Genomic DNA, 23,321 nt, shown 5'->3' with positions numbered 1-23,321 from the left:
GATGGTAGAGACAGTCAGGGCACCTCGAAGAAGAGGCACAACGTCGGTGAGGGATGACGTGAGCGACAACTCTGTAGTACTGCGGTACGGCGATGGCGAGTACACCTACCCGGTGATCGATTCGACTGTCGGCGACAAGGGCTTCGACATCGGGAAGCTCCGCGCCCAAACCGGTCTGGTGACCCTGGACAGCGGCTATGGCAACACCGCCGCGTATAAATCCGCCATCACCTACCTCGACGGCGAGCAGGGCATCCTGCGGTACCGCGGCTATCCGATCGAGCAGCTGGCCGAGCGCTCCACCTTCACCGAGGTGGCGTACCTGCTGATCAACGGCGAACTGCCGAAGGTCGACGAGCTCGCCAGCTTCAAGAACGAGATCACGCAGCACACGCTGCTGCACGAGGACGTCAAGCGGTTCTACGACGGCTTCCCGCGTGACGCCCACCCGATGGCGATGCTGTCGTCCGTGGTCAGCGCGCTGTCGACGTTCTACCAGGACAGCCACAACCCGTTCGACGAGGAGCAGCGCGACCTCTCGACGATCCGCCTGCTCGCCAAGCTTCCGACGATCGCGGCGTACGCCTACAAGAAGTCCGTGGGCCACCCGGTCGTCTACCCGCGCAACGACCTCGGCTACGTCGAGAACTTCCTGCGCATGACCTTCTCGGTGCCGGCCGCCGAGTACGACCTGGACCCGGTCGTCGTCTCCGCGCTCGACAAGCTCCTGATCCTGCACGCGGACCACGAGCAGAACTGTTCGACCTCCACCGTGCGTCTGGTGGGCTCGTCGCAGGCGAACATGTTCGCCTCGATCTCCGCCGGAATCTCGGCCCTCTGGGGCCCGCTGCACGGTGGCGCCAACCAGTCCGTCCTGGAGATGCTCGAGGGCATCAAGCAGGACGGCGGCGACGTCGACAACTTCATCCGCAAGGTGAAGAACAAGGAAGACGGCGTGAAGCTCATGGGCTTCGGGCACCGCGTCTACAAGAACTTCGACCCCCGGGCGAAGATCATCAAGGCGGCGGCGCACGACGTCCTCTCGGCTCTCGGCAAGGACGACGAGCTGCTGGACATCGCGCTGAAGCTCGAGGAGCACGCGCTGGCCGACGACTACTTCGTCGAGCGCAAGCTCTACCCCAACGTGGACTTCTACACGGGCCTCATCTACCGCGCGATGGGCTTCCCGACCGAGATGTTCACCGTGCTGTTCGCGCTCGGCCGTCTTCCGGGCTGGATCGCGCAGTGGCACGAGATGATCAAGGAGCCGGGATCCCGCATCGGGCGCCCGCGCCAGATCTACACCGGTGAGGTTCTCCGGGACTTCGTCCCGGTCGAGGGTCGCTGACCCGCACGCCGCAGGCGCGCGCGACAGAGCACGCCAAGCGAAAAGCGCCCCGCCGCCGATCCCCCCACGGGTCGGCGGTCGGGGCGCTTTCCTGTTTCCCGGTGCGGATTCCCCCCACGGGATCCGGCCGGGCGTCTGTGGTGGCAGCGCGCCAGTCGTGCTGTTCGTCCTGCGATCTGCCGGGACGCGTACGTACCAGGAGGGCCGCTCAAGCTCCCCGGTGCACGTGTCCCGGCCAACGCATTCCTAGGAACATCCCCCAAGATGTCCCCGATGTCTAGAGACGTCCCCCAAGACGTCTCCAGCATCGCCTCTTAGACTCACGAGCCCCCCGAATGGTTACGTTGGGATCGCTGTGATCTGCGTCTCCTGCATATGTCCTGTACATGCGCAAGAGTTCCGATATGCCGATCAAGACTCGGACGTGAGAATGCTGCAACCAGTATGTGAAGAGACTATGTGAAAGTCCTGAGACGGAGGCTGTTGGTGACGACAAAGACTGAAGAAAAAGCCATCGCCGCCCCCGCGATCATCGGGTTCAGGAGTCCGGCCGCGGCCAGCGGCAGCGCGGCCACGTTGTAGCCGAAGGCCCAGAAGAGATTGCCCTTGATCGTGGCGAGGGTCTTACGGGAGAGCCTGATCGCGTCGGCGGCCCCGCGCAAGTCCCCGCGCACCAGCGTCAGATCGCTCGCCTCGATGGCCGCGTCCGTGCCCGTGCCCATCGCAAGGCCCAGATCGGCGGTGGCGAGCGCGGCGGCGTCGTTGACCCCGTCCCCGACCATCGCGACGACCTTGCCCTCGCCCCGCAGCCGCCGTACGACATCGACCTTGTCCTCGGGCAGGACCTCGGCGTAGACGGCCTCCGCCCCGATGCCGACGGCCTTCGCCACCGCCTGGGCGACGGCTTCGTTGTCCCCGGTGAGCAGCACCGGCGTCAGACCCAGCGTGCGCAGCTCGCGCACCGCTTCGGCGCTGGTGTCCTTGACCGTGTCGGCGACGGTGAGGACACCGCGTGCCACGCCGTCCCAGGCGACCAGGACGGCCGTACGTCCCGCCGTCTCGGCCTTCGCCCTGAGCGCGGCCACCGAGGCGAGTCCATCGACGCCCGCCTCCGCGAGCAGCCGCTCACGCCCCACGAGGACCGCGTGGCCTTCGACCGTGCCGCGCACGCCGGACCCGGTGACGTTCTCGAACCCCTCCACGGAGGGCAGAGCGCCCGTCTCCAGCCCCAACTCCGCGGCGGCGCCCGCCGCGACCGCCCGTGCCACCGGGTGCTCGGAGGCGTGCTCCAGGGCCCCCGCGAGCCGCAGCAGCTGCTTCTCCTCGGTCTCCCCGGCCGCGTACACGTCCCGCAGCGTCATGCGTCCCGTCGTCACTGTCCCGGTCTTGTCCAGGACGACGGTGTCCACCCGGCGGGTGGATTCGAGGACTTCGGGGCCCTTGATGAGGATGCCGAGCTGCGCGCCGCGCCCCGTGCCGACCATCAGGGCGGTCGGCGTCGCCAGGCCGAGGGCGCACGGGCAGGCGATGATCAGGACGGCGACGGCCGCCGTGAAGGCGGCGGTCGCGTCGCCGGTGGCGCCGAGCCAGCCGCCGAGCGTGGCGGTGGCGATCATCAGGACGACCGGCACGAAGATCCCGGCGATCCGGTCGGCCAGGCGCTGCACCTGGGCCTTGCCGGTCTGGGCGTCCTCGACGAGCCTGGCCATCCTGGCCAGTTGGGTGTCGGCGCCGACGCGCGTGGCCTCGACGACGATCCGCCCCGAGACGTTCGTGGTCGCCCCGGTCACCGCGTCGCCCGCGGACACGTCCACCGGGACGGACTCACCGGTCAGCATCGAGACGTCGACCGCGGACGCGCCGTCGACGACGGTGCCGTCGGTCGCGACGGTCTCTCCGGGGCGTACGACGAAACGGTCGCCGACCACGAGCCGCGCGACCGGGACCCGGACCTCGGCGCCGTCCCGCAGCACGGCCGCGTCCTTGGCGCCCAGTTCGAGCAGGGCCCGCAGGGCCGCACCCGCCTTCCGCTTCGCGCGGGCCTCCAGCCAGCGCCCGAGCAGGATGAAGGTGATGACGCCCGCGGCGACCTCGAGGTAGAGCGTCGAGGACGCGTCGGCGCGCGACACCGTGAACGCGAAGCCGTGCCGCATCCCCGGTATCCCCGCGTCCCCCAGGAAGAGCGCCCACAGCGACCAGCCGAACGCGGCGAGCGTGCCCACCGACACCAGCGTGTCCATGGTCGCGGCGCCGTGCCGCAGGTTCGTGAACGCCGCCTTGTGGAAGGGGAACCCGCCCCAGACGACGACGGGCGCGGCCAGGGTCAGCGAGAGCCACTGCCAGTTGTCGAACTGCAGCGCGGGGATCATCGCCAGGAGGACGACGGGCAGGGACAGGAGCGCCGAGCCGATGAGCCGCCCGCGCAGGGTGTCGGGCTCGGTGATGTCGGCGGTGGTGGCGGGCGCCTCCGGCTCATCGGGGGCCGGGACGATCTCCTGCGCGGTGTAGCCGAGCTTCTCGACCGTCGCGATCAGCTGCCCGACCTCGACCCCTTCCGCGTACGAGACCTTCGCCTTCTCCGTGGCGAGGTTGACCGACGCGGTCACGCCCTCCACGCGGTTCAGCTTCTTCTCGATGCGGGCGGAGCATGAGGCGCAGGTCATTCCGCCGACGGCGAGTTCGACTTCGTTCATGGCTCTTTCGTACGTCTGGGGTGAAGCGGCTGCGGGCCCTGTGACGGTGTCACAGGGCCCGGGGTACCCGGCAAGGGGAGGGTCAGGCCTTGCTGACACCGGCGAGTTCGTAGCCCGCCTCGTCGACCGCGGCGCGGACCGCGGCCTCGTCGAGCGGGGCCTCGGAGACCACGGTCACCTGGCCGGTGGCGGCCACCGCCTTGACCGAGCTGACGCCGGCGATCTCGGAGATCTCGCTGGAGACGGCACCCTCGCAGTGGCCACAGGTCATGCCGGTCACCTCGTACACGGTCGTCACGGCACCCTGCGGCGTCCCGGCGGCGCCGTCGGAGTGGCAGGAACCGCTGGGGGAGCAGCAGGAGCCGGAGGTCTCGGCCTGCGGGAGCTCGGTCTGGGCGCTCATGTCGTTCTCCTCGGTGATCGGTGAGGGTGCGGCGTGTGTGCGTGCGTATGCGTCGTAATGTGCAGGAGTGGTCCCGGTGTTCCCGGAGGCCCCCTGACACTCACCACACTATACCCCTAGGGGGTACACCTCAACGGGGTGGCCACCGCGGAGGGCCAGGGTGGTGTCCCACGGGGGCGTTCAGTCTCTGCGTCCGCGGTTGCGCGGCCTCGCGGCGACCCAGGCGCGGATGGTGTCCGCGTACCAGTAGGGCTTCCCGGACTCCACGTGGTCGGGTTCGGGGAGCAGGCCGTGCTTGCGATAGGAGCGCACGGTGTCCGGCTGCACCCGGATGTGTGCGGCGATGTCCTTGTAGGACCAGAGCCTTCGGTCGGTCATCAGTGGCACCTCCCTGCGGGCGCCACAGGGGCGGCTCGGGGGGAGCCGTCGGGGGAGCTGCGGCGCGACGCTGGCGATCACTCAGCCTGTGCCCGGTGAACGACGCCGAGTTGAGGCAGGAGGGCGGCTGTCGACTGGCTGTGACGGAAGACCCGCGTAGGCGGGACATGTGTGACAGGAAGAGGTTGTTTGTGACGCTTGTGATGCATCCGGGGGGCGCGGTGGTGCGGCGCACGACAGGCGCACGGATGCGGAGAGTGAGGCGGAGAGTGAGGCGGAGAACGGAAGCGGGGTGGACCGGGCCCGCTGCGCCGGGCCCGGTCCACCGGCTTCCTTGCATCCCCCGTGCCGTGACGGCGACGAAGGTTCCCCGTGTCACATGGCTCGAAGGCAACAGACTGCCTCCGGCGGGGCCCGGCGTATTGGAAAAAACCGCACCGCGCGGCAGTCGGTGGCGCGCGGCAGTCGACACCGCACGGCCTCAGGCCAGGATCAGGCTCGTCGGCTCGTCCGTGAGCCGGTCGGCCGACAGCGGTCCGCCGCCCGGCGTCCGGAGCGCACGCCGCATCGCGGCGAACTCGCGCGGTGTGCAGCCCGTCATGGCCCTGAACTCGCCGCTCAGATGCGCCTGGTCGTAGAAGCCGCAGAGCGCGGCCGTCTCCGCCTGGGTGCGCCCCGCCACCAGCATCCGCCGCGCCCGCTGCAGCCGCAGGACCCGCCCCGCGGCCTTGGGCCCGATGCCGATCTGCTCCCGGAAGCGGTTCTCCAACTGGCGTACGCTCCAGCCGACCTCCTCGGCGATGTGCGCCACGGGAGCGGCGCCCCGGGCGCGCACCAGCTCGCTCCACGCCCGCACCGTGCGCTCGCAGGACGGCGGCCCGGCCTCGGACCAGCGGGCGAAGACGTCGTCAAGGAGGGCGAAACGCTCGCGCCACGAGGGCAGTGCGCCGAGCGCCGCCGCGAGTTCCGCCACGCTGCTCCAGCGGCCGGGGCCGGGCCGGACGCCGAGCGCGTCCGGGTCGAGGTTCCGGTCCGCCACCTCGTGCAGGGCGGTGCCGAAGAGGGTGAACGCGGCCCAGGGGGCGAGCAGCACCTCGATGCCCGCGAGCCGGCCGTCGTGCTCGCCGACCACCGGTGTCGTGCCGAGCCCCGAGAGCACCGAGACCAGTGTCACGGGCTCCTGCCCCGGCTGCCGCGCAGGCCGCGCATGCCGCGCATGCCGCGACTGTCCCGAACGCCCTGACTGCCCCGGCCGCCCCGAACCCGCGAGGCCGGATATCCGCACCGGATGCTCGAAGCCGAGCATCAGTGTCACCGCGCCGATCGGCACTTCGAGCCTGCGCCGCGGCCGTCCGAGCGCGAGCCGAAAGCCGCGGTAGACGATGATCCCCGGCCGCAGCCGGGGGTGGGGTGACGCGAGCGCGACCTCCCAGCCGTCCACCGGACTAGGCGCCGCAGGAGCGCAGATACGAGCGGGTGCGGCGGGCGATGGGCAGCGGCTTGTCCGGCGGGCACGGGTACATGTCCTGCTCGACGATGGCGAACAGCTCGACGCCCAGCTTCTGGGCCGCCGCGAGGACCGGCTCGATGGCGGGCACCCCGGTCGGCGGCTCGCACATCACACCGCGGGCCACGGCGGGCCCGAACGGCATCTCCTGCGCGCGCACTTCGGCAAGGACAGCCGGGTCGACCTGCTTGAGGTGCAGATAGCCGATGCGCTCGCCGTACGTCTCGATCAGCTTGACGTTGTCGCCGCCGCAGTAGGCGTAGTGGCCCGTGTCCAGGCAGAGCGAGACGAGGTCGGAGTCCGTCGCGTCGAGGAAGCGGGTGACGTTCTTCTCGTCGTCGATGTGCGTGTCGGCGTGCGGATGGACGACCACGCGCAGGCCGTAGCGCTCGCGCACCTCGTACGCCAACCGCTCGGTCTGCAGCGTGAGCTGACGCCACTGCTCCGGGGTGAGCGTGCGGTCCTCCAGGACCTCGCCGGTCTTGTCGTCGCGCCAGAAGGACGGGATCACGACGAGGTGCTCGGCGCCCATCGCCTGCGCGAGCGCGGCGTTGTCGGCCACATGGGCCCATGTCCTGTCCCATACGGAGGGTCCGTGGTGCAGGCCCGTGAAGACCGTTCCCGCCGACACCTTCAGGCCGCGCTTGTGGGTCTCGGCGGTCAGTACGGCCGGATCCGTGGGCAGATAGCCGTACGGGCCGAGCTCGATCCACTCGTATCCGGAGTCCGCCACCTCGTCGAGGAATCGGCTCCAGGGCACCTGGCCCGGATCCTCGGGGAACCACACCCCCCACGAGTCGGGGGCCGATCCGATCCGGATGCGTGACAGCGTCGTCATGTCCGCCAGCTTTCAGGGCGCCGCGGAACGGTGTCAAGGAGTGGTCCGAATGTAAGGACAATGTGTTGACAGGGTTCGTGGGGCGGAATAGACCTAGGGGAGGCCTCAAGGGGGCGATGCCGAAAGGGAGTGCAGGGTGACCGATCCGAACGACGTCGTCGATCAGCATGACGTCATCGATCCGTACGACGTCATCACGATGGGCCGGATCGGGGTGGATCTCTATCCCCTGCAGGCCGGGGTGCCGCTCGCCGATGTCAGCACGTTCGGCAAGTTCCTGGGCGGCTCGGCGTCGAACGTCGCCGTCGCCGCCGCGCGGCTCGGCCGCCGTACCGCCGTCGTCACCCGCACCGGCGAGGACCCCTTCGGGGACTATCTGCACCGGGAGCTGCGGGAGTTCGGGGTCGACGACCGGTGGGTGAGCGGGGTCGCGGGCCTGCCGACCCCGGTGACCTTCTGCGAGGTCTTCCCGCCGGACGACTTCCCGCTCTACTTCTACCGGCAGCCGAAGGCGCCCGATCTGGAGATGTACGAGAAGGAGCTCGACCTCGGCGCGATCGCCTCCGCGCGGGTGTTCTGGATGACGGGGACGGGCCTTTGCGCGGAGCCCAGCCGGTCGGCGACGCTGGCCGCGCTCCGGCATCGGGCGAAGGCCGGGCTCACCGTCTTCGACCTCGACTGGCGGCCGATGTTCTGGGAGCGGGCGGATGAGGCCCGTGGCTTCTACGCGCAGGCGCTCGCGCGGGCCACCGTCGCGGTGGGCAACATCGACGAGGTCGAGATCGCCACCGGAGTGCGCGAACCGCTCGCCTCCGCCTGCGCGTTGCTGGAGGCCGGTGTCGAACTCGCCGTGGTCAAGCAGGGCCCCAAGGGGGTGCTCGCCATGAACAGCTCGGGCGATGCCGTGGAGGTGCCGCCGCTGCCCGTGACGGTGCTCAACGGCCTCGGGGCCGGGGACGCCTTCGGCGGGGCGCTGTGCCACGGGCTGCTCGCCGGCTGGGAACTGGAGCGGATCATGCGGTACGCCAACGCGGCGGGGGCGATCGTCGCGTCCCGCCTGGAGTGTTCGTCCGCGATGCCGTTCCCGGACGAGGTCGAGGCGGCGCTCGCCGCGGGAGCCGTGACGCATGATTGACCTCGCCGAACTCGTCAGGACCCGGGCCCAGCACCCCGAGGCCATCGCGGAGGCCGCGGCCCGGCGCTCCCGGCGTCCGCTCCTCGGTGACAGCGGGCGGCTGATGATCATCGCTGCCGACCACCCCGCACGGGGCGCACTCTCCGTCGGCGGGGACAAGCTGGCCATGGCCAACCGCGGTGACCTCCTCGAGCGGCTCTGCCTCGCGCTCTCGCGCCCCCGCGTGGACGGCGTGCTGGCCACCGCCGACATCCTCGAAGACCTCCTGCTGCTCGGCGCCCTCGACGGCAAGGTCGTCATGGGGTCGATGAACCGGGGCGGGCTCGCGGGCGCCGCGTTCGAGCTGGACGACCGGTTCACCGGCCACCGGGCCGAGGACATCGACCGGCTCGGCTTCGACGCGGGCAAGCTCCTGCTGCGCGTCGACCACGAGGACCCCGGCTCCCTGGCCACCCTGTACTCCAGCGCCCGCGCGATCGACGCCATGGCCGCCCGGAAGCTGCCCGTCTTCGTCGAGCCGTTCCTGTGCCGCCGCGCCCCCGACGGCGGTCCGCCGCGCAACGACCTGAGCGCCGAGGCCGTCACCACGTCCATCGCCATCGCTTCGGGGCTCGCCGGGACATCGGCGTACACCTGGCTGAAGGTCCCCGTGACCGAGAATCCGGACGACATGGCGCGCGTCATGGAGGCCTCGACCCTGCCCGCCGTCCTCCTCGGGGGCGACCTCGGTGACGACAGCGACGCCGCGTACGAGAAGTGGCGCGGCGCGCTCCAACTGCCGACCGTGCACGGGCTCGTGGCCGGGCGCACGCTGCTGTACCCGGCCGACGGCGACGTGGCGGGCGCCGTCGACACCGCTGTCGGACTGCTGTAGGAGGGCCCCATGACGTACGTACCGAAGGGCAGCGCGGCCGAAGGGCCCTACGCCCTCGAACTCGACCCCAAGCGGTCCGGTCTGGTCTATTCCGCGCTGCGCGTGGTCGACATCGAACCGGGCGCCACACACTCCTTCGCCACCGGGGAGAGTGAATGGATCGTGCTCCCGCTGACCGGCGGCTGTACGGTGCACGCGGAAGACGAGATCATCGAACTGCTGGGCCGGGACAGCGTGTTCAGCGGAGTGAGCGACTTCGCCTACGTGCCCCGTGACGCCCACATCCAGATCGCCTCCGGCGCGGGAGGCCGCTTCGCCCTGGCAGGAGCGAAGTGCGAGCGTCGACTCCCCGCCCGCTACGGCTCCGCGCCGGAGGTTTCCGTCGAGCACCGCGGCAGCGGCACCTGCGCCCGCGAGGTCCGCAACTTCGCGTCCGCCGACGCCTTCGACTGCGACCGCCTCATCGCGGTCGAGGTGATCACGCCCGGCGGCAACTGGTCCTCGTACCCGCCGCACAAGCACGACGAGCACCGTCCGGGCGTCGAGGCCGATCTCGAAGAGATCTACTACTTCGAGATCGAGACCGGCGACGGAGGGCAGGAGGGCTTCGGCTACCAGCGGGTCTTCCCGTCACGCCCCGGCGGCACCGACGTCCTCGCCGAGGTCCGGACGGGCGACGCCGTGCTCGTGCCCGACGGCTGGCACGGCCCGTCGATCGCCCAGCCGGGGCACAGCATGTACTACCTGAACGTGATGGCAGGACCCGGCGACGAGCGGGAGTGGAAGATCTGCTTCCATCCCGATCACACGGAGGGATACCGATGACCTCGATCAGGCTGACCACCGCGCAGGCCCTCGTCCGCTTCCTGTCCCGGCAGTTCACCGAGCGCGACGGCGAGCGGCAGCGGCTCATCGGCGCCACCTGGGGCATCTTCGGGCACGGGAACGTGGCGGGCATCGGCCAGGCGCTCGTCGAGTACGGCGATGCCATGCCCTTCCACCAGGGCCGCAACGAACAGGCCATGGTGCACGCCGCCGTCGGGTACGCCCGCCAGTCGGGCCGCCTGTCCACACACGCCGTCACCACCTCCATCGGTCCCGGCGCGACCAACCTCGTCACCGGCGCCGCGCTCGCGACGATCAACCACCTCCCGGTGCTCCTGCTGCCGGGCGACACCTTCGCGACCCGCCCCGCCGACCCGGTGCTCCAGCAGCTCGAAGTCCCGTACGCGGGCGACGTGTCGGTCAACGACTGTCTGCGCCCGGTGTCGAAGTACTTCGACCGGATCACCCGGCCCGAGGCCCTGATCCCCGCCGCGCTCGCCGCGATGCGCGTGCTCACCGACCCGGCGGACACCGGCGCCGTCACGCTCGCGCTCCCGCAGGACGTGCAGGCGGAGGCCTTCGACTGGCCGGAGGAGTTCTTCGCGCAGAGGGTGTGGGGCGTACGCCGCCAGGCGCCCGACCCGGATGAACTGGCCGCCGCCGCGCGGGCCGTGCGCGAGGCGAGGCGCCCGCTGATCGTCGCGGGCGGCGGGGTCCACCACAGCGCGGCCGAGGACGCGCTGCGGGAGTTCGCGGACGCGACCGGGATCCCCGTCGCCTCCACCCAGGCGGGCAAGGGGTCCCTGCGGTTCGACCACCCGGCGGACGTCGGCGGCATCGGGCACACCGGCACGGCCACCGCCGACGAACTGGCCTGCACCGCCGACCTGGTGATCGGCGTCGGCACCCGCTACAGCGACTTCACCACCGCGTCCGGCACGCTCTTCGCGACGCCGGACGTCCGCTTCCTGAACCTCAACATCACCGCGTTCGACGGCCACAAGATGGCGGGCGCGCCCCTGGTCGCGGACGCGCGGGCGGGCCTCGAAGCCCTGACCGGCGCCCTGGACGGGTGGCGCGTGCCGCCCGCGTACGTCGCCGAGTACACCGAGGACAAGGTGCGCTGGGAGCAGCGCGTCGACGCTGCGTACGCGGCCGACGAGCCCGACGTACGCCCCACACAGCTCCAAGTCCTCGGCCTGCTCGATCAGTTGGTCACGGACGAGGACGTGGTCATCAACGCGGCCGGATCGCTCCCCGGCGATCTCCACAAGCTGTGGAGGGCCCGCTCGCCCCGGCAGTACCACGTCGAGTACGGCTACTCCTGCATGGGATACGAGATCCCCGCGTCGATCGGCGTGGCGATGGCGGCACCGGACCGTCCCGTCTGGGCGCTGGTGGGCGACGGGACGTATCTGATGATGCCCACCGAGATCGTCACGGCCGTCCAGGAGAACATCCCGGTCAAGGTCGTGATCCTGCAGAACCACGGGTACGCGTCCATCGGCGGGCTCTCCGAGTCCGTGGGCGGCGAGCGGTTCGGCACCGCCTACCGCTTCCGGGAGCCGGACGGGACGTACACCGGCGCCCCGCTGCCCGTCGATCTCGCCGCCAACGCGGCCTCCCTCGGGATGCACGTGATCCGCGCCAAAACAGTCGTTGACCTGCGCGATGCCCTCGCCGAGGCGCGCGCGGCCGACCGCCCCACATGTGTCTACGTGGAGACGGAAACGGCAGACACAGTGTCGCCCCCGCCCCCGGCGCAGGCGTGGTGGGATGTGCCCGTGGCCGAGACCGCGGACCGACCGTCGGCGATCAAGGCCAGGAAAGAGTACGACCGGCACGTCTCAGCCCGACGCCGCCACCTGTGAGAGTAGGGATGCTTGTCATGACGAAGACCGTCAATCACTGGATCGGTGGGAAGACCGTCGAAGGAGCGTCGGGTACGTACGGTCCGGTGACCGACCCGGCGACCGGCGCCGTCACCACGCAGGTCGCCTTCGCTTCCGTGGACGAGGTCGACGCCGCCGTCGCCTCCGCGCGTGAGGCGTACGCCACGTGGGGCAAGTCGTCCCTGGCCAAGCGCACCTCGGTCCTCTTCGCCTTCCGCGCGCTGCTCGACGCCAACCGTGACGCCATCGCCGAGCTGATCACCGCCGAGCACGGCAAGGTGCACTCGGACGCGCTCGGCGAGGTCGCCCGCGGCCTGGAGATCGTGGACCTCGCCTGCGGGATCACGGTCCAGCTGAAGGGCGAGCTGTCGACCGAGGTGGCTTCGCGCGTGGACGTCTCGTCCATCCGCCAGCCGCTCGGCGTCGTCGCGGGCATCACGCCGTTCAACTTCCCGGCCATGGTGCCGATGTGGATGTTCCCGCTGGCCATCGCGTGCGGCAACACGTTCGTCCTGAAGCCGTCGGAGAAGGACCCCTCGGCCGCGATGAAGATCGCGGAGCTGCTCTCCGAGGCCGGGCTCCCCGACGGCGTCTTCAACGTCCTGCACGGCGACAAGGTGGCCGTCGACCGCCTCCTGGAGCACCCGGACGTAGCGGCCGTCTCCTTCGTCGGCTCCACGCCGATCGCCCGCCACATCCACACCACCGCGACCGCCAACGGCAAGCGCGTCCAGGCGCTGGGCGGCGCCAAGAACCACATGCTGGTCCTGCCGGACGCGGACCTCGACGCGGCGGCGGACGCGGCCGTGTCGGCGGCGTACGGCTCGGCGGGCGAGCGCTGCATGGCGATCTCGGCCGTGGTCGCGGTCGGTGTGATCGGCGACGAGCTCGTCGCGAAGATCAAGGAGCGGGCCGAGAAGATCAAGATCGGCCCCGGCAACGACCCGACGTCGGAGATGGGCCCGCTGATCACCGCGGCGCACCGCGACAAGGTCGCCTCGTACGTCACCGGCGCGGCGGCCGAGGGCTGCGAGGTCGTCCTGGACGGCACAGGACACACGGTCGACGGCTTCGAGGACGGCCACTGGATCGGCCTCTCGCTCCTGGACCGCGTACCGGTGACGGCGAACGCGTACAAGGACGAGATCTTCGGCCCCGTGCTGTGCGTGCTGCGGGTCGACACGTACGAGGAGGGCGTGGCGCTGATGAACGCGTCGCCCTTCGGCAACGGCACCGCGATCTTCACGCGTGACGGCGGCGCCGCGCGGCGCTTCCAGCTGGAGATCGAGGCCGGGATGGTGGGCGTGAACGTCCCGATCCCGGTGCCGGTCGGCTACCACTCCTTCGGTGGCTGGAAGGACTCGCTCTTCGGCGATCACCACATCTACGGAAATGACGGGACGCACTTCTACACCCGGGGCAAGGTGGTCACCACCCGCTGGCCCGACCCGTCGGACGCCCCCGAGGGCGTGGACCTCGGGTTCCCGCGCAATCACTGAGAGCGGCTGCACGCCGGGCGGGCCGGAAATCCAGCCCGCCCGCGTTTGAAGACATCTGTCCGGCCTGCCTGGGGCAGCGCCCCAGGCAGGCCCCCGCGCCGGAGCGGGTTTTCGGGAAGGGGCGGGGTCGGGGAGAATTCCCGGCCGTACCGCAGCCGTCGTACGCAGGCCCCTTCGCCTACTCCCCAGGGATGTAAGCGGGTTCAACCCACCGGCTGCCTCGGTTGTCGGACCTCGCCCGTACGGTTGACGCATGGATCTACGACTGCCCAAGCTGCCAGGGCGCAGACTGCTCGCCGCGGTGGCCGCCGTCGCGCTGCTCGCGGGTGCGGGCACCTGGACGGCGGTGGCCTCGGACGACGGGCCCGCCGTGCACCGCGAGGACCGCATGATGCGGATGCCGGGCGTGGGCGGCGCGAAGATCGACACTTCGTACTTCACCGCGGGCGACCCGACGGCGAAGCGCCCCGCCGTCCTCATCGGCCACGGCTTCGGCGGCAGCAAGGACGACCTGACCGCCCAGGCCGAGGGCCTGGCCGAGAAGGGGTACGCGGTCCTGACGTGGACTGCCCGCGGCTTCGGCAAGTCCACCGGCAAGATCGGGCTCAACGACCCGAAGGGCGAGGTCAACGACGCCACGCACCTGATCGACTGGCTGGCGAAGCGGCCCGAGGTGCAGCTGGACAAGAAGGGCGACCCCCGCGTCGGCATGACCGGCGCCTCGTACGGAGGGGCGGTCTCCCTCCTCACTGCCGGGTACGACCAGCGCGTGGACTCCGTCGCCACCCAGATCACGTACTGGAACCTCAGCGACGCCCTCTTCCCGAACGGCGTGTTCAAGAAGCTCTGGGCCGGCCTGTTCATCAACACCGGCGGCGGCTGCGAGCGCTTCGAGAAGCGGCTCTGTGAGATGTACAACCGCGTCGCGGTGAACGGGAAGCCGGACGCCGAGGCCCGCAAGCTCCTCGCCGAGCGCAGCCCCGAGGCCGTCGGCGACCGCATCAAGGTGCCCACCCTGCTCATGCAGGGCCAGACCGACTCCCTCTTCCCGCTCGGCCATGCCGACGCCACGGCCAAGGCGATCCGGGGGAACCACGCCCCCGTCTCCGTCGACTGGATCTCGGGCGGCCACGACGGCGGCGACCGCGAGACCGGGCGGGTCAACGCCCGCGTCGGAGCGTGGTTCGACCGCTATCTCAAGGACGACAAGAGCGCGGACACCGGCCCCGCCTTCCGCGTCACGCGCACCGGAGGCATCGACTCCACCGACGGCGCGGCGCAGCTGCGCGGCGCGAGCGGCGCTCAGTACCCCGGCCTGGAGAGCGGGCAGCGGGACATCGCGCTCAGCGGGCGCGACCCGCAGCGCGTCGAGAACCCCGCGGGCGCCGCACCGCCCGCCATCTCCGCGCTCCCGGGCGCGGGCGGCGGCGGACTGGGCCAGCTCTCCTCGCTGGGCGTCGGCGTCTCCCTCGACTTCCCCGGCCAGCACGCCGCGTTCCAGTCGGCGCCGCTCAAGGACGACCTGCGGATCACCGGATCACCGAAGGTGCGGGTGCACGTCAAGTCCACCAGCGAGGACGCCGTGCTCTTCGGGAAGGTGTACGACGTGGGGCCCGGCGGCGGTCAGAAGGTGCTGCCCTCGCAGCTCGTCTCGCCGATCCGGGTGGAGGGCGCGAAGGCGGGCAAGGACGTCACCCTCACCCTGCCCGCCGTCGACCACGACGTGCAGAAGGGCCACCGCCTTCGCCTGGTCCTCGCCTCGACGGACCTGGGCTACGCCTCTCCGACGCAGCCCGCCACGTACACGGTGTCCGCGAAGGGCGACCTGTCGGTCCCCACGGCGCCCGGCGTGAAGACGGCCGCGACGCCGCTGCCCGCCTGGGTGTGGTGGCTCCCGGCGTCCGGAGCGGTCATCGCGGTGCTCCTCCTGCTCACCGCGCGGCGGCGGACGGCGGCGCCCGCGCCGGACCCGGAGCTCGCGGAAGTACCGCTGAAGATCACGGACTTGAGCAAGCGGTACGCGAAGTCGGTGGACCGTTACGCGGTGCGTGACGTCTCCTTCAGCGTCGAGAAGGGGCAGGTGCTCGGCCTCCTGGGCCCGAACGGCGCGGGCAAGACGACGACCCTGCGCATGCTCATGGGCCTCATCCGGCCCGATGCGGGCGAGATCCGCGTCTTCGGGCAGGCGATCAGGCCCGGCGCTCCGGTCCTCTCCCGGGTCGGCGCGTTCGTGGAGGGCGCGGGCTTTCTGCCGCACCTCTCCGGCCGCGAGAACCTGGAGCTGTACTGGAAGGCCACCGGCCGTCCCGCCGAAGACGCCCGCATGGACGAGGCGTTGGAGATCGCCGGGCTCGGCGACGCGCTGGCCCGCGCGGTGCGGACGTACTCGCAGGGCATGCGGCAGCGGCTCGCCATCGCCCAGGCGATGCTCGGCATGCCGGACCTGCTGATCCTCGACGAACCGACGAACGGCCTCGACCCGCCACAGATCCGCGAGATGCGCGAGGTGATGATCCGGTACGCGGCGGGCGGCCGCACGGTCATCGTCTCCAGCCACCTCCTCGCCGAGGTCGAGCAGTCCTGCACGCACCTGGTGGTCATGGACCGCGGCCGGCTGATCCAGGCGGGCCCGGTCTCCGAGATCGTCGGCTCCGGCGACACGCTCCTGGTGGGTCTCGCGGACGACATCGCCGACCCCATGGTCGACAAGGTGGCCGCGCTGCCCGGCGTCGCGTCGGCGGTCCGTGCGGACGGCGGCCTCCTGGTGCGCCTCGACGGCACGGACGGCGCGAGCGCGGCACGGCTGCTTCCCGAACTGGTGCGCCTGGAGCTGCCCGTGGAGTCCATGGGCCCGCACCGCCGCCTCGAGGACGCGTTCCTGACCCTGATCGACGGAGGCACCGCATGAGCGCCACAGCCACCGAGCCGGGCACGGAACGCGCCACGGCTCCCGGATACCGCCCCGGCCGTACGCTGCCGCTGCGCGTCGAGGCCGTCCGCCAGCTGAAGCGGCGCCGGACCCTGGTGATGGCCGGGGTGATGGGCCTGCTGCCCTTCGTCCTGGTCCTCGCGTTCACCATCGCCGGGTCTCCGGAGTCCCGCAGCGGCCGGGTGACCCTGATGGACACGGCCACGGCGTCCGGCGGCAACTTCGCGGCGACGTGCCTGTTCGTTTCGGCGGGCTTCCTCCTGGTCATCCCCGTCGCGCTGTTCTGCGGCGACACGGTCGCATCGGAGGCCAGCTGGTCGTCCCTGCGCTACCTCCTGGCGGCTCCCGTCCCACGGGCCCGCCTCCTGTGGTCGAAGCTGGCCGTGGCGCTCGGCCTCAGCGCGGCGGCCATGGTGCTGCTCCCGCTGATCGCCCTGGCGGTCGGAACAGTGGCGTACGGCTGGGGCCCCCTGCAGATCCCGACCGGCGGCGCCCTGCCCGCGGGGACGGCGGCGCAGCGCCTGGTGATCGTCGTGGCGTACATCTTCGTCTCCCAACTGGTCACGGCGGCGCTCGCGTTCTGGCTCTCGACCAAGACGGACGCGCCGCTGGGAGCGGTGGGCGGCGCGGTGGGCCTGACCATCGTCGGCAACGTCCTGGACGCGGTGACGGCACTGGGCAGCTGGCGCGACTTCCTGCCCGCGCACTGGCAGTTCGCGTGGGCGGACGCGATCCAGCCGAGGATGGAGTGGGGCGGAATGATCCAGGGCTCGGCGGTCTCGGTGACGTACGCGCTTGTGCTGTTCGCGTTGGCGTTCCGGGGGTTCGCGCGCAAGGACGTCGTCAGCTGAGGTTCTTGGCGCGGCATCGGCCGAGGCCCCTGTCGCGGCGTCCGTTGCGCGGCTGCGGGGTTTGAGGCGCATCGCGGGGACGCAACCTCTTGGGGATGGCGGGTACGAGGAGAAGGCCCCAGGTCCTGCCCGGACACCGGGTGCGGGAGGTGCCGCGCCCCGCCGAGCACGACTCGGACCGATCGTGGCTGCTGGGCGTCGGCGTGGCCGTCGTGAGCGTGACCCTCGTCGTGCTGATCGTCGTCGTGGCGCCGCGCCATCTGCTGGACTGGGACACTTCCGGAGCTCGTGTCCCGGACCGGGCGAAGGCGATCAACGACATACGGGCCACGCTGCTTCAGGGGCTGGCCGGGCTGGCCCTGCTGGTGGGCGCGTTCTTCACCTGGCGGCAGCTGCAGGTGAGTCGCCATGGGCAGCTGACCGGCCGATTCGCCGCCGCGGTCGAGCAGTTGGGTCATTCGAGCGTGGGCGTGCGCATCGGCGCGATCTTCGCGCTGGAGCGAATCGCCGTCGACTCCCGGGACGACCGCGGCGCCGTCGTCGAGGTGCTCTGCCTCTTCGCGCAGCGCAACGCGCTCGCCCTGACGCTCGACGCCCGTCCGTCCCCCCGCGCCATCGCGCACAGCCAAGAAGTCGCCCTGGCACACGCGGGAGAGACCTTGCTGGTCATACGCTCCCCGGACGTGCACGCGGCGGTCACCGTGCTCGGACGCGCGCCGCGACCCAAGGGTCTTGAACTGCGTCTTCAGCGAGTGGACCTACGGCGCACGATGCTCGATTTCGCGAATCTCGAGGACGCGGACCTGCACTATGCCGATCTGACGAATGTGCACCTGCGGGGTGCCAATCTGAAGCGGGTCGACCTGTCCGGGACGTGGCTGGTCAGAGCCGTACTCATGGACGCCGACATGCGGCAGGCCTCCCTGCGGTCCGTACTGCTGTGCTACGCCCGGCTCGACGGCGCCGACCTGCGCGCGACGGACCTCAGCAACGCCGACCTGACGGCGGCGGTCGTCGAGGGCGCGCGATTCGAGCTGGCCGATCTGCGCGGTGCCGTTCTGACGGACACCAACCTGGCCGAGGCCACGCTCACCGGAGCTGTGGCCGACGACACGACGGTCTGGCCCCGCGGATTCGACCCGGCAGCCGCGGGAGTGCTGCCCGCGCACGACGCGCCGCCGCTGCAACCCCTGAGTCTCTTCCCGCAGGACCCTCCCAGCGGGAGTGCGCGCGGCGTTTCGCCGTAGCCGCATCGAGACTCTTCCGCAACGTCCCCGAGCGATCGCTCGGGCCACCTCGCGCGTCACAGTCAGGAAAGCCGACGAGCCGAGGGGGCACACATGGGGACCCGGAAGATACGGCAGGGGTTGCTGGCCGTGGTCATGGCGGGCGGGGTGCTGCTCACCGGGTGCAGCTCCGGTGGCGGTGGGAACACGGACCGGGCCGTCGACGGCAGCGGCAAGGAACGGCGTGGCACCGCCCCGATGCCCGCGCCGCCCGCCCCCGACGGGCAGCGGGACGACAGCCAACAGGACGGCAAGGAGCGCGACTTCGCGCCGCCCGCGGACTACCTCTCCACCTTCGCCCTGGACGTGGACACCGCCTCGTACGGCTTCGCCCGCCGCACCCTCGCGGAGGGCAGGCTGCCGGACCCGGCGACCGTACGGCCCGAAGAGTTCGTCAACAGCTTCCGCCAGGACTACCCGCGGCCCGAGGGCGACGGCTTCTCGGTGAACGTGGACGGCGCCCGCACCGACGAACGCGGCTGGTCCCTGATGCGGGTGGGGCTCGCGACCCGCGCGGACGGCTCCGGCGGCGAACGCCCGCCCGCCGCCCTCACCTTCGTGATCGACGTCTCCGGTTCGATGGCGGAGCCCGGCCGCCTCGACCTGGTCAAGGAGTCGCTCGGGATCATGACCGACAAGCTGCGCGACGACGACTCCATCGCGCTCGTCACCTTCAGCGACAGCGCGGAGAAGGTGCTGCCCATGACCCGCCTCGGTGACCACCGCGGCAAGGTGCACTCGGCCATCGACGCCATGGAGCCCACCCAGTCCACCAACCTGGAAGCGGGCATCCGCACGGGGTACGACACGGCGGTGAGCGGCCGGCGCGACGGCTCGACCAACCGCGTCGTGCTCCTCTCCGATGCCCTCGCCAACACCGGCGAGACCAGCGCCGACGGCATCCTGGAGCGCATCTCCGACGCCCGCCGCGAACACGGCATCACCCTCTTCGGGGTGGGCGTCGGCAGCGACTACGGGGACGCGCTGATGGAGCGCCTCGCCGACAAGGGCGACGGCCACACCACCTATGTGTCGGACGTCGAGGAGGCCAGGAAGGTCTTCTGCGAGCAGCTCCCGGCCAACATCGAGCTGCGCGCCCGCGACGCCAAGGCGCAGGTCGCCTTCGACCCGCGGACCGTCAAGCAGTTCAGGCTCATCGGGTACGAGAACCGCGAGGTCGCCGACGACGACTTCCGCGACGACAGCGTGGACGGCGGCGAGGTCGGGCCGGGACACACCGTGACCGCGCTGTATGCCGTACGGATGAGGCCCGCCACGAGCGGGCACGTGGCCACGGCCGGCGTCCGCTGGCTCGACCCCGAGAGCCGCGTCCCGCACGAGGAGTCGAACGAGATCGAGTCGAGTGACCTGGACAGCGGCCTGTGGGATGCGGGCCGCGGGCTGCGGACCGCGGCGGTCGCCGCGTACTTCGCGGACGCGCTGCGGCAGGGGACCTACGCGCGGAGCGAGCCCGGCGACCCGGCGGTGCGGCCCGGCACCGGCACCGGCACGACGAGCAACGCCCCCGCGCCGATGTCCACCTCCGACGGGTCCAACGGGTCGACAGGGTCCACCGCCTGGCAGCCCCTCCCCGGCGCCCCCTCGCTGGCCGATCTGGCAAGGAGCGCCGAGGAGTTGTCGTCGGACGAGGAGGACAAGTCCCTGCGCGACCTCGCGACCGCCGTCCGGCAGGCGGACCGCCTGACCGGCGGGTACGGGGACGGCGGAGGCGGGGGAGAGGACGAGGGCGAGATCAGGACGGGCTGAGCGCCTTCGGCTGCCGGTCGCCGCACAGCTCCCGCTCGGCCCGCACCGGATCGTTCGGGAAGCGGAACGACGTCCGCTCCCACGCCCCGGTGACATTGCGCAGGAACCTGCCCGGCGTCATCGGATCCCGCGTCGCCGCCCGCAGCTCGGCCAGCGGCCCGCAGTCGAGCGCCCGGCGCGCGGCGGCGACGCCCGCCGGGTCGAGGCCGTCGGGGAGAGGGCCGTGGCCCCGGTCGGCGAAGATCCAGGTGTCCGGGAGCCGCTTGTCGTGGCCCACACGGCCGTCGGCGATGCGCTCGGAGTGGGCGGCCAGCGGGTAGGCGAGGCCGATCGGGTCAAGGGCGGCTCCGTCCAGGGGGACCACCGTGCCGCTGAAGCCGAGGGTGCTGTAGACGCCGGTGACGGTGGGGGAGTTGGCGCCGGCCGGGGTCCTGGCGAGGAACAGGCTCGGTTCGTCCGCACGGTCGGCTTCGCGTACGAGACGTGCGTAGGCGACGTTGCTCGGGTAGCCCGCGAAGTCGTGGTGGAGGGGGTGGGGGGCCGCGTTCTGCTGGACGTACACCCCGCGCTCGTCCGCGACGCCGCCGGGCCCGATCCGCCCCTCGTAGGGGATCCGCAGCCAGCTCGCGCAGGCCAGGGCCCAGACTCCGACGCCGACCGCCGCGATGGCCCACGCGCGCGTGAGCGGCACCAGGAAGACCGGCAGGAGCATGAGGAGGAGACCCGGCAGGAACATCCGGCCGTGCATGAAGTCGCCGCCCACCTTGATGACGTAGACCCAGCACAGGAGCCCCGCGACGAAGGGCGCGAGCGCCGGGACCAGGGGAGCGGCGGCCCGCCGCCCCGCCGCCGACGGCAGCAGGGCCGTGAGCAGGAACAGCGCGGGCACCCAGAGGAAATAGGGCCCGGCGAAGTCCGTGAGGTAGTCGAGGCCGCGCTCCCACAGGCTCTGCGAGGCCTCCTTGGTCACACCGGGCAGCGGCATCAGCTGTCCGTAGTACCCGACCCGGAAGATCTCGTACGCGACCGGCAGCGCGACGGCGGCCCCGAGCCCGCCGAGAGCGGCCCGCCGCGAGGGCCTCACCATCAGCCACTGGGCGCCGAGGAAGACGGCGGACACCAGCGCCAGGTCGGGCCGGACGAGAGGGCCGAGCCCGATGACCACACACGTGGAGAGCGAGGGCGCCCGCGTCACGAGCAGCAGCCAGGCCCCCGCGATCCAGCACGTGGCGAGGCCGGTCTCCAGGCCGGAGGTGGCGAAGTCCCAGACGGGCGGCAGCGCGAGCAGCACGAGACAGCCGAGGGGCAGGACGGCCTTGTCCGCGTACAGCCGCAGCGCCCCGAGCGAGGCGAGGGCGAACCCGGCGGCGGTGAGCAGCAGCCCGCCGTACATCGCCGCCCTCGCGATGTCGATGCCCGGCAGCCCCGCGAGCACGAGCAGCCACTGCCAGAGGGTGCCGGTGGACGACTCGGCGCGCTCGCCCGCGTTGAAGACGGGGCCGTTGCCGGCCAGGATCTGCCGGACCGTGCGGACGTAGATGTGCCCGTCGTCGGACATCCAGCGGCGGTGGAACCCGGCGACGGCGATGGCGACGGCCGGGAGCAGACAGAGGACGCCGCGCCGAAGGCTTCGTCCGGCGCCGCGTCGGCTGTTGAGCAGCCCGAGGACGGCGTCGTCGGGCTCGCGGAGGGAGAGGTGCGTCGACGTCATGATCTTTTCATCGGCGCGGGTCAGGCGTGGCTTGAGAGCGGTGGAGTTCTGGACCGGGGCCCTGGCCGGCGCCCATCACCGGCTTCGCCGAGTCCGTCCTCGATCGCCGGACGGCTCCACCCTCCCCCTCAGCGAATCTGCCGCCCCGAGATGGCCCTGGCGATCACCAGCCGCTGGATCTCACTCGTCCCCTCGAAGATCGTGTAGATCTTCGCGTCCCGGTACATCCGCTCCACCGGATGCTCCCTGCTGTACCCCGCACCGCCCAGCACCTGCACCGCCTTCTCGGTCGCCGAAACAGCCAGCTCTCCGGCCCGCAGCTTCGACATCGAGCCCTGCCCCGCGTCGAACGCCTTGTCGTTCCGCGCCATCCACGACGCTTGCCAGATCAGCAGCCGCACCGCCTCGATCTCGGTGCGCAGATCGGCCAGCGCGAAGGCGATGGACTGGTTCTCGATGATGGGGCGGCCGAAGGCGACCCGGGAGCCCGCGTAGTCGAGCGCGTACTCGTACGCGGCCCGCGCGATGCCGAGGGCCTGCGCCCCCACGGTCGGCCGGCTCACCTCGAAGGTCGCCATCGCCGCCTGCCCGCGGCCTCCGGAACCGGCCTTCGTCCCCTCGCGGGCCCGCGCGAGCCGGGCGTCGAGCCGCTCCTTGCCGCCGAGCAGGCAGTGCCCCGGCACGCGTACGTCGTCCAGGAACACATCCGCGGTGTGCGAGGCCCGCAGCCCCAACTTCTTTATCTTCCGGGCGCCTTCGAGGCCCCGCGTGCCGGGCGGCACGATGAACGCAGCCTGCCCGCGCGAGCCGAGGGCCGGGTCGACGGACGCGACCACCACATGGATATCGGCGATGCCGCCGTTCGTGATCCACGCCTTCTGGCCGGACAGGGTCCACTCGTCGCGCGCCTCGTCGTACGTCGCGCGGGTCCGCATCGCCGACACGTCCGAGCCCGCCTCGGGCTCGGAGACGCAGAACGCCGCGACCTTGGGCTCGTCCTCGTCGCCGAAGCACTGCGGCACCCACTCGGCGAGCTGGTCGGGCGTGCCCGCGGAGAAGATCCCGGCCACCGCGAGCGACGTGCCGAACAGGGCCATCCCGATGCCCGCGTCGCCCCAGAACAGCTCTTCGTTGGCGATCTGGAGCGAGAGTCCTGTCGGGTCGCCGAAGAGGTCGGCCAGGGACTCGAATCCGTACAGGCCGATCTTGGCGGCCTCCTGGATGACGGGCCAGGGAGTCTCCTCGCGCTCGTCCCACTCGGCGGCAGCGGGCCGCACCACGTCGGCGGCGAAGCCGTGCACCCAGCCGCGCAGGTCCCGCTGTTCCTCGGTCAGTTCGAGGGAGAAGGCCACGGTGTGTTCCCTTTCTGCAGTCGGTGGGCCGGG

The 23,321-nt window shown here is 71.4% G+C and carries 17 protein-coding genes; 10 read left to right on the top strand and 7 right to left on the bottom strand.

Annotated elements, in window-relative coordinates; translation table 11 throughout:
* Nucleotide 1 precedes the first annotated feature (1 nt).
* Complete coding sequence (locus AC07AG_RS18030; RefSeq protein WP_249589823.1) at nucleotides 2-1,348, top strand: citrate synthase; 1,347 nt, start codon at nucleotides 2-4, stop codon at nucleotides 1,346-1,348.
* Nucleotides 1,349-1,803: 455 nt separating this feature from the next.
* On the opposite strand, the gene AC07AG_RS18025 is transcribed toward AC07AG_RS18030, so the two are convergent.
* From AC07AG_RS18025 to AC07AG_RS18005, 5 genes are all read right to left on the bottom strand, one after another.
* Nucleotides 1,804-4,041: a heavy metal translocating P-type ATPase gene (locus AC07AG_RS18025; RefSeq protein ID WP_478756038.1), complete on the bottom strand. Its 2,238-nt coding sequence runs from the start codon at nucleotides 4,039-4,041 to the stop codon at nucleotides 1,804-1,806.
* Nucleotides 4,042-4,123: 82 nt separating this feature from the next.
* Nucleotides 4,124-4,444 carry a heavy-metal-associated domain-containing protein gene (locus AC07AG_RS18020; RefSeq protein ID WP_478756037.1) on the bottom strand — a complete coding sequence of 107 codons (321 nt, stop codon included), beginning with the start codon at nucleotides 4,442-4,444 and terminating at the stop codon, nucleotides 4,124-4,126.
* Between the two features lie 180 nt (nucleotides 4,445-4,624).
* Nucleotides 4,625-4,822, bottom strand: coding sequence for a helix-turn-helix transcriptional regulator (locus AC07AG_RS18015; protein WP_361046820.1), 198 nt, complete (start codon nucleotides 4,820-4,822; stop codon nucleotides 4,625-4,627).
* A gap of 481 nt (nucleotides 4,823-5,303) precedes the next feature.
* A complete protein-coding gene (locus AC07AG_RS18010) occupies nucleotides 5,304-6,263 on the bottom strand; it encodes a helix-turn-helix domain-containing protein (protein WP_478756036.1) in 960 nt (319 codons plus the stop codon).
* 4 nt (nucleotides 6,264-6,267) lie between these two features.
* The gene (locus AC07AG_RS18005; protein ID WP_478756035.1) at nucleotides 6,268-7,167 is read right to left on the bottom strand and encodes a sugar phosphate isomerase/epimerase family protein; all 900 of its coding nucleotides are present in this window, start codon (nucleotides 7,165-7,167) and stop codon (nucleotides 6,268-6,270) included.
* A gap of 136 nt (nucleotides 7,168-7,303) precedes the next feature.
* On the opposite strand from AC07AG_RS18005, the gene iolC reads away from it, so the two are divergent.
* From iolC to AC07AG_RS17960, 9 genes are all read left to right on the top strand, one after another.
* Complete coding sequence (gene iolC, locus AC07AG_RS18000; RefSeq protein ID WP_478756034.1) at nucleotides 7,304-8,302, top strand: 5-dehydro-2-deoxygluconokinase; 999 nt, start codon at nucleotides 7,304-7,306, stop codon at nucleotides 8,300-8,302.
* Nucleotides 8,295-9,176, top strand: coding sequence for a Cgl0159 family (beta/alpha)8-fold protein (locus AC07AG_RS17995; RefSeq protein WP_478756033.1), 882 nt, complete (start codon nucleotides 8,295-8,297; stop codon nucleotides 9,174-9,176). The genes iolC and AC07AG_RS17995 overlap by 8 nt, the downstream gene beginning before the upstream one ends.
* A gap of 9 nt (nucleotides 9,177-9,185) precedes the next feature.
* On the top strand, nucleotides 9,186-10,001 hold the full coding sequence (gene iolB / locus AC07AG_RS17990) for a 5-deoxy-glucuronate isomerase (RefSeq protein ID WP_478756032.1): 816 nt from the start codon (nucleotides 9,186-9,188) through the stop codon (nucleotides 9,999-10,001).
* Entirely contained in the window at nucleotides 9,998-11,872 is a 1,875-nt protein-coding gene (gene iolD, locus AC07AG_RS17985; RefSeq protein WP_478756031.1) for a 3D-(3,5/4)-trihydroxycyclohexane-1,2-dione acylhydrolase (decyclizing), read from the top strand. The genes iolB and iolD overlap by 4 nt, the downstream gene beginning before the upstream one ends.
* Nucleotides 11,873-11,889: 17 nt before the next feature.
* A complete protein-coding gene (gene mmsA, locus AC07AG_RS17980) occupies nucleotides 11,890-13,392 on the top strand; it encodes a CoA-acylating methylmalonate-semialdehyde dehydrogenase (RefSeq protein ID WP_478756030.1) in 1,503 nt (500 codons plus the stop codon).
* A gap of 253 nt (nucleotides 13,393-13,645) precedes the next feature.
* Nucleotides 13,646-16,300: an alpha/beta fold hydrolase gene (locus AC07AG_RS17975; protein WP_478756029.1), complete on the top strand. Its 2,655-nt coding sequence runs from the start codon at nucleotides 13,646-13,648 to the stop codon at nucleotides 16,298-16,300.
* Nucleotides 16,297-17,172, top strand: a complete 876-nt coding sequence (locus AC07AG_RS17970; RefSeq protein WP_361046795.1) for an ABC transporter permease — start codon at nucleotides 16,297-16,299, stop codon at nucleotides 17,170-17,172. The genes AC07AG_RS17975 and AC07AG_RS17970 overlap by 4 nt, the downstream gene beginning before the upstream one ends.
* A gap of 95 nt (nucleotides 17,173-17,267) precedes the next feature.
* The gene (locus AC07AG_RS17965; RefSeq protein WP_478756028.1) at nucleotides 17,268-18,419 is read left to right on the top strand and encodes a pentapeptide repeat-containing protein; all 1,152 of its coding nucleotides are present in this window, start codon (nucleotides 17,268-17,270) and stop codon (nucleotides 18,417-18,419) included.
* Between the two features lie 93 nt (nucleotides 18,420-18,512).
* Nucleotides 18,513-20,225, top strand: a complete 1,713-nt coding sequence (locus tag AC07AG_RS17960; protein ID WP_478756027.1) for a vWA domain-containing protein — start codon at nucleotides 18,513-18,515, stop codon at nucleotides 20,223-20,225.
* Here AC07AG_RS17960 and AC07AG_RS17955 read toward each other — a convergent pair.
* Both AC07AG_RS17955 and AC07AG_RS17950 read right to left on the bottom strand, forming a co-directional pair.
* A complete protein-coding gene (locus AC07AG_RS17955) occupies nucleotides 20,212-21,936 on the bottom strand; it encodes an arabinofuranosyltransferase AftB family protein (protein ID WP_478756026.1) in 1,725 nt (574 codons plus the stop codon). The genes AC07AG_RS17960 and AC07AG_RS17955 overlap by 14 nt on opposite strands.
* A 128-nt stretch (nucleotides 21,937-22,064) precedes the next feature.
* The gene (locus AC07AG_RS17950; protein ID WP_478756025.1) at nucleotides 22,065-23,288 is read right to left on the bottom strand and encodes an acyl-CoA dehydrogenase family protein; all 1,224 of its coding nucleotides are present in this window, start codon (nucleotides 23,286-23,288) and stop codon (nucleotides 22,065-22,067) included.
* Nucleotides 23,289-23,321: the final 33 nt, after the last annotated feature.

The organism is Streptomyces sp. NPDC044044 (assembly GCF_056434405.1).
The sequence above is the reverse complement of the archived record's forward strand: the minus strand, read 5'-3'. Positions and strand labels throughout refer to the sequence as shown.